A 12462-nucleotide genomic window follows, 5' to 3' on the forward strand; every position below is an offset into this window, starting at 1 on the left:
TGGTTTTATTAGGATTGGTTAACAGTGATGTCTTTAACAGAAGAGCAACAAGCAAAACTCGCTAAAGTGCAGCTTGAGCCTAGCTGGAAATATGCCCTAAGTGAGTTTTTGCTTAGCCCCCGCATGGATGAGTTAAAAGACTTTCTGTTACAACAAATCAAACAGGATAAAGTGATTTATCCACCGAATCCGCTGATCTTTAATGCCCTAAACACGACGCCTATGGCAAATGTAAAGGTGGTGATTTTAGGCCAAGACCCGTATCATGGGCCAAATCAGGCACATGGTTTAAGCTTTTCGGTACAAAAGGGGGTTGCATTACCACCTTCTTTACGTAATATTTTCCATGAGTTAAATGCTGACCTCGGGGTTCCTGTGTCAAAACATGGGGACTTAACACGCTGGGCAGAACAAGGTGTTTTGCTTTTAAATGCGGTACTGACTGTTGAGGCTGGGCAACCAACTTCACATCAAAAACGTGGCTGGGAAGATTTTACAGACCATGTGATTGATGTTTTAAATGAACAACGTGAGCATATTGTCTTTATTTTATGGGGGGCATATGCACAGCGTAAGGGACAACGCATTGACCAAAATAAGCACTTAGTGCTAAAAGCCGCGCATCCATCTCCTTTGGCTGCAAACCGCGGTGGATTTTTTGGTTGTAAGGTGTTTTCAAAAAGTAATAATTATCTTAAACAAAATGGCATTGAGCCAATAGACTGGCAGCTGGACGCATGACTTATTCTCCCGTTTCAAAAAATTATCACCCAGATCTGATTGTTGAAGAAGCGAAAAAGGGCTGGCGCATTGTTCGCTTGAATCGCCCAAAATCGCTTCATGCATTAGATGAATCAATCTGTACAGCGTTGCTTGAAGTCTTTCAGGACTTTCAACACGATGATGCTGTAAAGGCGATTTGGTTAGATTCCACTACGCCAAAAGCATTTTGTGCAGGTGGCGATGTACGCAAATTGCGACAATTGGTGGTCAATGATGAAGTTGAAACGGCGAATAAATTCTTTGAACAAGAATATGCCCTAGATTTGCTGCTGCATAACTATGCAAAGCCGATTTTGGTTTGGGGCGAAGGTTATGTGATGGGTGGTGGCCTAGGTCTATTTATGGCCGCACCTTTCCGTTTGGTAACACCTTATTCACGTTTAGCAATGCCTGAAATTAATATCGGTTTGTATCCAGATGTGGGTGCGACGCGTTTCCTTGCTGACCGTGGTGCCATTGGGTTGTTTACTGGGTTAACTGGCTCTATTATGACCGCAGCAGGTGCTTATGGTATCGGTTGGGCAACGCATATTTGTGATGCACAGCGTGATAACGTACTTGAAACTGTCATCAATATTGATTGGGATCATTATCCAGCGGGTGATTTTCGTGCCATCGATGACACTTTAAATAGTATGCATCGTCCTGTGGGGCCGGGGCCATTACAAAATTCATTGGATGTGATTCAAAGTGTGTGCCGTGGGCATAATTTTGAACATGACTATGAATCAATTATAGGTTTAAGTGATGCGCGTAGTGATTGGTTACGTCAAGCCAGTGAAAATCTACAAAAAGGTTCACCTGCAACCGCCGCATTAACATGGTTGTTGTGGCAGTGGGGCAAGCAAGTGCATTCTTGGAATGAAGTGTTTGAACTAGAAACCCAAATTTCGGATTGGAAAATTAGTCATGCAGACTTTGTGGAAGGTGTGCGCGCACGTCTAGTTGATAAAGATCTGTCTCCAGAATGGAAAAAAGGTACAGATCTTTCCCTCAAAGGAATTCTGGCTGATGAGCCTCCTGTAACCAATATTGACAGTTGGAATGCACTGTTAAGACAGTATGGTGTAATTTAATTAATTGATGTCTGAACAAAATCTATATAGTGATGAACATTGGATGCAGCTTGCTTTCGAGCAGGCTGCACAAGCTGCCGAATTGCAAGAAATTCCTGTAGGCGCAGTCATTGTGAGTCAAAATCAAGTCATAGGTGCAGGGTTTAATGCGCCGATTTCTCTGAAAGATCCCACCGCACATGCGGAAGTACAAGCTTTGCGTCAAGCTTGTTTGAATATCGATAATTACCGATTACCTGACGACGCAACTTTATATGTAACTTTAGAGCCATGCACGATGTGTGTGGGCGCTTTGGTACATTCAAGAATAAAACGAGTGGTATTTGCGACGACTGAGCCTAAAGCAGGTTCTTTGGTCAGTTCGCGTCAATTATTAAATTCAGGCTACTATAATCATATCTTTGAGTTTGAGCATGGTTGCCTACAAGAGCAATGCTCTCAACAATTAAGTGATTTTTTTAAAATGCGTCGTGAACAAAAACGACTGATGAAGTTACAGGAAAAAGCCACTTTGACTGAACTTAATTTAAAAAACCAAGTAAACTCTACTGACAATTAATATTGTCAAATAAAATAGGGTACAACATGAAATCCATTCAAGTAAAAAAAGAATTTAATGCACCGGTCGAGCAGGTTTTTGAATTACTTTCAAAACATTCGACCTATAACGTGGCTTTTGCGCCGATTCAAGTGGTGCGCGTAAAAGATTCAGCAGATCCTGAACGTCCTGATGGTGTAGGTTCTGTACGTCGTATGGGCTTTGGGCCCGTGAAGCCATTACAAGAGCAAATTACTTTGCTTGAGCCAAACCAACGTATTGAATATAAAATTATTAAAAACCCATTGGTGAAACATCATTTGGGCGTGATTCAATTCGAAGCGATCGATGCCGGGCATACTTTAGTCACTTATACGATTGAATTACAGACGCGTGCGCCATTCGTTAGTCATTTAATCCTTGCGCAACTGAAGTCAGCGATTAAAATTGGTTTTTCAAAACTTGCAAAAACCGTATAAACAAAAGTGGAAGAGCAATGACAGTTCAAATCATTACAATTGATGGCCCAAGTGGCTCAGGTAAAGGAACATTGGCAGCAAAAATTGCGGCACATTATCAGTTCCACTTACTCGACTCAGGTGCGTTATATCGTCTGTTGGGATTGTCATTGCATAAGCAAGACTTAATTGATGCATTAGACTCTAAGCTGGATGAATGCGTAAAAATTGCAACAAATTTAGACATACAATTTGTGACAAATGAAGCAGGTGTTTCGGTGCTTTTAGATGATGAAGATGTCTCAAAAGTTATCCGTACTGAGAGAGTCGGAGAGTTTGCCTCAAAAGTTGCTGCAATTCCTGCACTTAGAACTGCGCTTTTAGAACGTCAGCATGCCTTTGCTCAAGCACCTGGTTTGGTTGCAGATGGCCGTGATATGGCAACTACGATTTTTCCAAATGCTCAAGCCAAGATATATTTAACGGCTTCAGCTCAGTCCCGTGCGGAGCGCCGTGTAAATCAGTTGCAGGCTATGGGCGTGGATGTTAAAATAAACGACATTTTAGCTAATATCGAAGCGCGTGATAAGCGAGATATGGAACGCACAGTCGCTCCACTCAAGCCTGCGCCAGATGCTTATTTCATTGATAGTTCAACTTTGAGTATTGATGAAGTATTCGCGCTGATGACGAATTATATCGATCAGCAATTAGCAAACTAAAGAATTTTCAGCAGAAGCATAGCTTGATCAGTCTTATACGGACTATGTAGACGCTTAATTAAACCGGCCTTGTCTGATCCAAGACCGCTGACTTTACTAGGTATATCATGACCGAATCTTTTGCAGCCCTCTTTGAAGAAAGCGAATTAAACCTCAACGTTGAAAAGGGTGCAGTCATCCAAGGCGTTGTAGTAAGCATCGACTCTGACTGGGTAACAGTTGACACTGGCCTTAAATCAGAAGGTATTGTTGACCGCGCTGAATTCTTAAATGAACAACGTGAACTTGAAGTTCAAGTTGGCGACACTGTTGATGTAGTTGTTGAAGCTCTTGACAACGGTATGGGTCAAACAGTTTTATCACGTGAAAAAGCTAAACGTGCTGAAACTTGGACTAAACTTGAAAAAATCTTTGAAGACGGCGAAATCGTTACTGGTGTTATCTCTGGTAAGGTTAAAGGCGGTTTCACTGTTGACATCGGTCCAGTTCGTGCGTTCCTTCCAGGTTCTTTAGTTGATACTCGTCCTATTCGTGATACTACTCACTTAGAAGGTAAAGAGTTAGAATTTAAAGTAATCAAACTAGATGCTAAACGTAACAACGTTGTTGTATCTCGTCGTGCTGTTATGGAAGCTGAATCTTCAGCTGACCGTGAAGCTCTTCTTGCTCAGCTTGAAGAAGGTCAAACAGTTACTGGTACTATCAAAAATCTTACTGACTACGGCGCGTTCGTTGACCTTGGCGGTATTGATGGTCTTCTTCACATCACTGACATGGCTTGGAAACGTATCAAGCATCCTTCAGAAGTTGTTGAAGTTGGTCAAGAAGTTACTGTTAAAGTACTTAAATTCGACCGCGAACGTAACCGCGTATCTTTAGGCCTTAAACAATTAGGCGAAGATCCATGGTTAGCGATCATGAACCGTTACCCTAAAGGTTCTATCGTTAAAGCTCGTGTAACTAACTTAACTGACTACGGTTGCTTCGCTGAAATCGCTGAAGGCGTTGAAGGCTTAGTACACGTTTCAGAAATGGACCACACTAACAAAAACATCCACCCATCTAAAGTTGTTCAGATCGGTGACGAAGTTGATGTTATGGTTCTTGAAGTTGATGAAGAGCGTCGTCGTATTTCTCTTGGTATCAAACAAACTCGTGCTAACCCATGGGAAGAGTTTGCTAAAGAACACGACAAAGGTGAAAAAGTTTCAGGTACTATCAAGTCAATCACTGACTTCGGTATCTTCATCGGTTTACCAGGCGGTATCGATGGTTTAGTTCACTTGTCTGACATTTCTTGGAACGAACAAGGCGAAGAAGCTATCCGTCGTTACAAGAAAGGTGACACAGTTGAAGCGGTTATCCTTTCAGTAGACGCTGAAGGCAACCGTATTAGCCTTGGCATCAAACAAATGAACAGCGATCCGTTCAATGATTTCTTAGCTGCTAACGAACGCGGTGCGCTTGTTAAAGGTATTGTAACTGCAGTTGACGCTAAAGGCGCTACTGTTAAGTTAGCTGACGAAGTTGAAGCGACTCTTAAAGCATCTGAAATCAACCGCGACCGCGTTGAAGATGCAACTAAGTTCCTTGAAGTTGGTCAAGAAGTTGAAGCTAAAATCATCAACGTAGACCGCAAATCACGTTCTATCAACTTGTCTATCAAAGCGAAAGACGAAGCTGAAGAAAAAGAAGCAGTAGCTAACTTGAACAAGACAGCTACAGCAACTTCAGACAATGGTCCTAAGACTATTGGTGATTTGATCAAAGCTCAAATGAACCACTAAGTAAGTGTTTGAATTGTATTGTTAATGTAAATTAATTAATATATTTTACACAATTACTGTAACGGTAGCGTAGTAAGTGATTATTACGCTACCGTTTTGTATTTAAACAGGTTATTATCGGGAAACTGATCCTAGGTAGCTTGATAATTAAAGAGGTCGCAGATGACTACTGAAGCACTTAATAAGTCTGACTTAATAGAGCGTATTTCTCTTAAAAACCCACACTTAGCTGAACCCTTAGTGGAAGAGGCAGTTAAGATAATGATCGATCAAATGATCGAAGCTTTGTCTACAGACAACCGAATTGAAATCCGTGGTTTTGGTAGTTTTGCATTACATCACCGTGAACCACGTGTGGGTCGTAACCCAAAAACAGGTAAATCAGTTGAAGTTGCAGCAAAAGCTGTACCGCACTTTAAACCTGGTAAAGCTTTACGTGATGCGGTAAACGAATCTGCAAACTAATTCAAAACATTGTTAGGGGTGTTTATGCGTTACGTATTGGTCGTAATTCTACTAGTCCTATTTGGATACTCATTGGCTTTGGTTCTGCAAAACGGCACTGAACTTTCAGTCGATTTGTTGTTTACACAAGTGCCTGCAATGCGTTTAGGGCTTTTATTGCTATTAACATTGTCATTAGGTTTGGTTTTAGGTCTTTTATTGGCAGTGCAAGTATTCCGAGTATTTCAAAATAACTGGGAAATTAAACGTCTACGTAAAGATATTGACCGCCTACGTAAAGAGCAAATTCAAACTGCTCAACTGGCTGCTGCTGAAGCGGCTGCACATACGCGTCATGAAAAGACAGTTTTAGATATTGATGCAAATGAGCGTCCTTCTAACCCGTTATAATTGGGTTTTTGAAGTAAATTAACTACTTTTATGAGTAGATTTAAATTTTTGTATTTAACACTCCGGTGGATCATCGGGGTGTTTTTTTTATGGGCTGAAAAAATAAGCCATATATCTTAAATAAAATAATGAGATAGCTAAATTCAAATTAATCATTTCAATTAACATGAGTTTTATGACTTTCTGATCAAGTTGAATCCATCTATAATGCACTAATTTTGTCAAAATGAAGGGTAAGTCTCTTGAGTATCATCGTTGCACTAGATGCTAAAAGCCAATATGACGCACTTACAATTGCAGAGCAGTTAGATCCTGCATTATGTCGAGTTAAGGTTGGTAAAGAGTTATTTACCCATGAGGGTTCAAGTATCGTTAAAGCATTGCACGATAAAGGTTTTGAAGTATTTCTAGATCTTAAATTCCATGATATTCCAAACACCACAGCACAAGCAGTTTGTGCAGCTGCGGATATGGGTGTGTGGATGGTCAATGTCCATGCATCAGGTGGCCGTAAAATGATGGAAACCTGTGTAGAGCGCCTAAAGGCGGGCAATTACAATACTCAGTTAATTGCTGTTACGGTTTTGACATCAATGGGTCGTGAAGATCTTGCGGAATTAGGCTTAGATGTGGAACCTTTTGAACATGTGAAGCGTCTTGCGACTTTAACGAAAGAAAGTGGTTTGGATGGTGTAGTTTGTTCGGCACAAGAAGCGAAAATGTTACGTGAAACTTTGGGTGCTGACTTTGCATTAGTAACACCGGGTATCCGTCCTGAGGGTTCTGCAGCGGATGATCAAAAACGAATTGTGACACCTAAACAAGCCATGCTTGATGGTTCTACACATTTGGTGATTGGCCGTCCAATTACTAAATCGAACAATATGCGTCAAACTTTAAAAGATATTTTGGCGACACTTTAATATTTACCCTCTCTCTAACTCTCTCCCAAAGGGAGAGAGGAAGTCCTCTCCCTCTCTGGGAGAGGACTTAGGTGAGGGTTAGATAGCCGCCAAAATGCTCACCAATATAGGTGCAAGTACAGAAAGGATAAAGCCGCTGACCATAGCATGTGGAATAAAATCATTACCACAGGCTTGTTTGACCATGGGTAGGGTGACATCCATAGCTGTTGCACCCGCAGATGAAATTGCAGAGCGTGGGTAGCGCCAGCCAATAATATACATAAACACAATCGCAAAAATTTCTCTGAATAAATCATTCATCAGCGCGATACTGCCTAGATGCGCATTTTTTAATTCAGTCACGACGATGCCTGTCATCGAATAGAAACCATAGCCTTGTGACAGCATGATCAAATCTTTCAAGCTGATTTGTGGCAATAGGTATGCAGCAGCAAAAGCACCCAAAAGTGAACCGACGATACAGCCCAGAGGAACAAGTAGAATTTTCCAATTTAACCAAGAACGATCGAGCGGTGAGTAGGCGAGATCTAGACCAATCAGAAACATAAAGACTAAGAGTAGATCCCAAGTACTCATATGTGGCTGAAGACTAAAATGTGCTGCCATTTCAGCAAAAGCATAACCTAAACCTAATGCAATAAAAGCATAGCTAATATTGATGAGTGAGCTTGTCACTAACTGCATGGACACTTTGCCATGACTGGGTTTGTAGCCTAAAAGCTTAAATAAAATATAGCAGCAAATAAACGCACCCATTGAGGTTAATAGTGCAATAAGTACTGATGAAGATAGGATTTGCAGTGGTGCTGGAATGGTGTGTAATGTTTCGGAAAATTCGATTGCAATCGCAAATAACAAAATATAAGTAAAATACGGCAGAAGTTTAAAGGCGATTTTTTCAATCCAAGTGGGTAGGCGACGTGCAAGAATAAACCCAAGCCCTAAACAGGCCAAGAGCTGGAAAATCAACCAGAAAGATTGCATACAAAAATAGGCAGATAATGAATACCTGCCTATTATGACCTGTTATTGCTTAAGCTGCATGACTAGATTTTGTTTTACTGAGGAGTCGAAAATCGGCTGGATTTATTTTTCGAGTAGCCAGCCAATATTTCCATGTATAAGTTGGCCACAGTGCAAAATTTTTACCGCCATTTTGCTGATACCAACTCACGCAGCCTGATTGCCATACCGTGCCATCAAGCATGTCTTGTACATGAGTGTTAAATTGATCTTGCACCTGATCTTTGACAGCGATGGCTTGAACATTAGATTTTGAAACCAATTGCATCATTTGTAAGATGTAATCGACTTGTGCCTCAATCATAAAGACCACTGAATTATGGGCAAGTACTGTATTGGGGCCTAATAATTGGAACAGATTTGGAAAGCCTTTAGTACTAATGCCGTAATAACTTTCTGCGCCATCTTGCCACTGCTGCTTCAGTTCTTTACCTTTTTCACCAATACATTCAAAGGACTTGAGATAAATACGTGGGTCAGTAATAAAGCCAGTCCCATAGATTAAGCAGTCAATTTCACGGGATTTTCCATCTTTGGTAATAATGGCATTTTCAGTGATTTCTTGTATTGCATCACTGACCAATTCCACATTAGGTCTATTAAAGGTTGGAAAGTATTTATTAGAAATTAAAATGCGTTTACAACCCATGATGTAGTTTGGGGTTAGTTTCTTGGCAAGTTCAGCATCTTTCACTTGATACTTAATATACAGTTCTGCCAGTTTTTGCGCATATTTCATGGTAGTTGGTTTAACAATTGGCACGACACGTGATTCGTTGGTCCAATACAGGCGAGCGCGGTGAATTTTTCGAAACCAATCATATTTTTTAAATAATGATTTTTCTAAACCATGATAACTACGTTCATCTCGTGGAATGACCCAAGCCGCGGTACGTTGAAAAACATACAGTTGCTGTGTTTGTGGTGCGATTTCAGGAATGTATTGGATGGCACTGCCGCCTGTACCAATCGATGCGACTTTTTTACCTTCTAATGGATATTGATGATCCCATTGAGAAGAATGAAACACTTTGCCTTTAAATTTTTCAATGCCCGGAATGTGTGGAATTTGCGGGACATGTAGCGGGCCAGATGCAAAAATCACGTATTGAGCGGTAATTTTAACGCCATCTTTGAGTTCTAAATGCCAGTCGCAGGTTGATTCATTGTATTGGCTTGAAAGCACTTCACTGTTAAAGCGACAGAACTGTTTTAAATTATATTCACGGGTGACCTGTTGGATATAGTCAAATATTTCCGGCGCTTCAGCATAACGTTTTGACCAATCTGTTTTGGGTGCAAAAGAAAGCGAATACATATGTGATTGCACATCACACGCAGCGCCAGGGTAGCGGTTTTCACGCCAGGTTCCACCAAAATCATTGGCTTTTTCGAGGATCAAAAAATCTTGATTACCTTGTTGTAAAAGGCGTATCGCCATAGCAATACCACCAAAACCACCGCCGATGATGGCGATTTGTGTATGTATTTCAGAATTGGCTTTTGGGGTTTGCACTGTTTTTGTTTGCGCTTCCTGCATCATTTTTTTAATTCCAAGCGAGATTACAGGCTAAGCATACTTGAGTTCATGATCAGAACAATATGATTGAGGTGACAGAAAAATTGATCGAAACGGCAATGTTCATAATTGCAAATTTGTAGTAAAAAAGAAGAAATTTAATGTCATTTTACGATTTATGAAACGATCCATTCTAAGCCTGATGTATTTAGTACAAGGAATGCGTAAAGCAGGCGTAGATGTCGATCAACGTTTGCAAACTATTGGGCTGCGTGTCGACGCGCTCGATCCTACTTCAGTGATTCATCCGAGTTTAGAGTGGGATGTACTGAAAGTCATTGGTAAAGATGTAGAACCTGAGCAAGGGTTATTTATTGGTCAGCATTATACGTTGGCGGGTTATGGCCCGTTGCTGATGTTATTGGTCACCAGTGATACTTTACGCCAAGCTTTAAATCAGGGGATTCGCTTTCAACAGTTGACACATCTAACTGGGCGTTTGAGTTTGCAAATCAGGCAGCATAAAGTGGCTTTATGCTACCAACCGCAAGATGTGTATGCGCCACTGGGTGCATTATTGGCGCAGTCAGAGATTTCAGGAACTTATAAATTCATCCGCGATCTTTACAAAATGATGGGGTTATCGACACCACAAGTTCAAATTGATTTGCCGTTTGCTGAACCCAAAGATCCTGAAAAATTAAAAATGTTTACTGATTATTATGGCTCTCAAGTTCGCTTTGGTGCGCCATTTGCAGCATTTTGGTTTGATGAAGATGTTTTAGATATTCGTATTCCATCCGCCGATATTATTACTTTTCGATTATATGAGTCGAAATGTATCGCAGAGTTAGAACGTTTAAGTGCAGATGAAGATGCACCATCATTGGTTCAGCGTGTTCAAGATTATTTGGAATTACAAAGTGGTGTAATGCCAAGTATGGCAGCGACTGCTCAAGCGTTGAATTTGCCAGAAAGAACTTTGCGTCATCAATTACAACAGTTAAATACCAGTTATAAGCAAATTCGTGAAGATATTATTAAAGATAAAGCACTCCGTATGATTGAATATAATGAATATTCAATTGAAATGATTGCAGAATTGCTGGGCTATTCAGAACCTGCGGCGTTTAATCATGCGTTTAAACGTTGGTTTGGGCATAGTCCGAGACAATATAATAAATAGCCAATGCGCTTTACTGCCAAAGTGTTATATCTTCGAGTTTATTCTTCGTTATAATTCATTTAGCCCAAAAAAGTATTTAATGATATGTCAGATTTTCAGTCACCACACAACACCGCATTTACTCCGATTTCACCGGCTGAGCGTTATGCTCAAGCCTTAGCATCTGGTCAGTTTTTACCAGATCAGGAACAGGCGCAAGCGGTGCATGAGTTGGATCGAGTTTGGCAAGAATTAATCCAACGTTTTAAGGCTTCTAAAAAAGCGTTTCGTCGTTTCCGTCGTCAAACTGCACCTAAAGGGGTGTATATGTGGGGCGGTGTAGGACGTGGTAAAACGTGGCTGATGGATCAGTTTTATGATTCTGTGCCATTTCGACGCAAAACTCGTATGCATTTCCATCACTTTATGCAGTACGTACACCGTGAATTAAATAAGCTTTCAGGTCAGCGTAATCCACTAGACCTTGTTGCCGACCAAATTTATAAAGAAGCAGTCGTGATCTGCTTTGATGAATTCTTTGTATCCAATGTCACGGATGCGATGATTTTGAGTGATCTATTCCAAAAATTATTTACGCGTGGGATCACCCTTGTTGCAACATCTAACATCGCACCAGATGGTTTATATAAAAACGGGATCCACCGTGACCGTTTTATCCCAACCATCGAAATGGTAAAAAAGAACTGTGTGATTTTAAATGTAGACTCAGGCGTAGACTATCGTTTACGTGTATTGAAACAAGCGCAGTTGTTTAAGTCGCCTTTAACACATGAACATAAGTTGTGGATGGCACAGCGTTTTACAGCATTAACGCAAACCCAAACGGTTTCACAAGAGCCAATTATTATTAATCAGCGTATTGTAGAAACCATTGGTCATACGGAAGATGTGCTGTGGTGTGAATATTCTGAGCTTTGCTTAAAACCACGTAGTCCAGCGGACTTTATTGAAATTGCCAATATTTATAATACGGTCTTAGTGAGTAATGTGCCGCACATGACGGATTATTTGTCTGAAGGGACTCGTCGTTTTATCTATCTAGTTGATGAGTTTTATGACCGTAGTGTGAAGTTGTTGCTTACTTCAGAAGATACGATTATTGAATTATATCAAGGTGAAAAATTGGCATTTGAAATTGAGCGTACACGTTCGCGCTTATTGGAAATGCAATCTGATGATTATCTACATACATCTCACCGTCAAATCAATGCACCAGAATCTACGGCAGAAAATTAAGCGTTTCTGTTGGAATGAAAAAAAGAACGTCTTGATGGCGTTCTTTTTTTTGATTTTTAGTTTTAGAAAACATGTATAAATTAAGAAAAGCTGTGGAACGAACAATAGAAGTTAAAGCAAAGTCTCATGATAAAAGCATCATTAAATAAGAAGTATGGCTGTTTAATAATTCATCGATAAAAGCATTAAATTTAAACTGATTGGTTGAAGTTGTAGCATCGACATTGGCAGCATTTCATGGCTTAATCGAGTGAGTTTGTTTGACGCTTGGGTCTATTTGTTCAGTTTTAGAACAAAATTCTGCACTTAAGTCTAATTTCGACATTTCAAAAACTTTATACACTGTAAAAAGG

13 protein-coding genes are annotated in these 12462 nt (G+C 40.3%); 11 read left to right on the plus strand and 2 right to left on the minus strand.

Annotation, left to right across the window (positions count from 1 at the left end; genetic code table 11):
• Positions 1-27 precede the first annotated feature (27 nt).
• The 9 genes from ung (at position 28) to pyrF (ending at position 7142) form a co-directional block, all read left to right on the plus strand.
• Complete coding sequence (gene ung, locus FTT99_RS08420; RefSeq protein ID WP_111885056.1) at positions 28-741, plus strand: uracil-DNA glycosylase; 714 nt, start codon at positions 28-30, stop codon at positions 739-741.
• Entirely contained in the window at positions 738-1859 is a 1122-nt protein-coding gene (locus tag FTT99_RS08425) for an enoyl-CoA hydratase/isomerase family protein (protein WP_078193659.1), read from the plus strand. The genes ung and FTT99_RS08425 overlap by 4 nt, the downstream gene beginning before the upstream one ends.
• Positions 1860-1866: 7 nt before the next feature.
• Positions 1867-2418: a tRNA adenosine(34) deaminase TadA gene (gene tadA, locus FTT99_RS08430; RefSeq protein WP_111885055.1), complete on the plus strand. Its 552-nt coding sequence runs from the start codon at positions 1867-1869 to the stop codon at positions 2416-2418.
• Between the two features lie 26 nt (positions 2419-2444).
• Entirely contained in the window at positions 2445-2876 is a 432-nt protein-coding gene (locus FTT99_RS08435) for an SRPBCC family protein (protein ID WP_180129532.1), read from the plus strand.
• Positions 2877-2893: 17 nt separating this feature from the next.
• Positions 2894-3577, plus strand: a complete 684-nt coding sequence (cmk, locus tag FTT99_RS08440) for a (d)CMP kinase (protein WP_180129530.1) — start codon at positions 2894-2896, stop codon at positions 3575-3577.
• A gap of 107 nt (positions 3578-3684) precedes the next feature.
• Positions 3685-5364: a 30S ribosomal protein S1 gene (gene rpsA / locus FTT99_RS08445; protein ID WP_180129528.1), complete on the plus strand. Its 1680-nt coding sequence runs from the start codon at positions 3685-3687 to the stop codon at positions 5362-5364.
• A gap of 162 nt (positions 5365-5526) precedes the next feature.
• A complete protein-coding gene (locus tag FTT99_RS08450) occupies positions 5527-5829 on the plus strand; it encodes an integration host factor subunit beta (RefSeq protein WP_067767464.1) in 303 nt (100 codons plus the stop codon).
• 24 nt (positions 5830-5853) lie between these two features.
• Entirely contained in the window at positions 5854-6219 is a 366-nt protein-coding gene (locus FTT99_RS08455; RefSeq protein ID WP_078188931.1) for a lipopolysaccharide assembly protein LapA domain-containing protein, read from the plus strand.
• A gap of 242 nt (positions 6220-6461) precedes the next feature.
• A complete protein-coding gene (pyrF, locus tag FTT99_RS08460; protein WP_180129527.1) occupies positions 6462-7142 on the plus strand; it encodes an orotidine-5'-phosphate decarboxylase in 681 nt (226 codons plus the stop codon).
• A 78-nt stretch (positions 7143-7220) separates the two neighbouring features.
• Here the strand turns inward: pyrF and FTT99_RS08465 are convergent, their stop codons facing one another.
• Together FTT99_RS08465 and FTT99_RS08470 are read right to left on the minus strand one after the other, a co-directional pair.
• Positions 7221-8129: a lysine exporter LysO family protein gene (locus FTT99_RS08465; RefSeq protein ID WP_180129525.1), complete on the minus strand. Its 909-nt coding sequence runs from the start codon at positions 8127-8129 to the stop codon at positions 7221-7223.
• Between the two features lie 49 nt (positions 8130-8178).
• Positions 8179-9708, minus strand: coding sequence for an NAD(P)/FAD-dependent oxidoreductase (locus tag FTT99_RS08470; protein WP_180084345.1), 1530 nt, complete (start codon positions 9706-9708; stop codon positions 8179-8181).
• Between the two features lie 157 nt (positions 9709-9865).
• On the opposite strand from FTT99_RS08470, the gene FTT99_RS08475 reads away from it, so the two are divergent.
• Together FTT99_RS08475 and zapE are read left to right on the plus strand one after the other, a co-directional pair.
• Positions 9866-10873 (plus strand): AraC family transcriptional regulator, encoded by a 1008-nt coding sequence (locus tag FTT99_RS08475; RefSeq protein WP_180129524.1) that lies wholly within the window; start codon positions 9866-9868, stop codon positions 10871-10873.
• An 84-nt stretch (positions 10874-10957) separates the two neighbouring features.
• Positions 10958-12109: a cell division protein ZapE gene (gene zapE / locus FTT99_RS08480; RefSeq protein ID WP_180129522.1), complete on the plus strand. Its 1152-nt coding sequence runs from the start codon at positions 10958-10960 to the stop codon at positions 12107-12109.
• The last annotated feature ends 353 nt before the right edge of the window (positions 12110-12462 follow it).

The sequence above is a fragment of the Acinetobacter sp. YH12040 genome (assembly GCF_013420005.1).
GTDB classification, from domain to species: domain Bacteria; phylum Pseudomonadota; class Gammaproteobacteria; order Pseudomonadales; family Moraxellaceae; genus Acinetobacter; species Acinetobacter amyesii.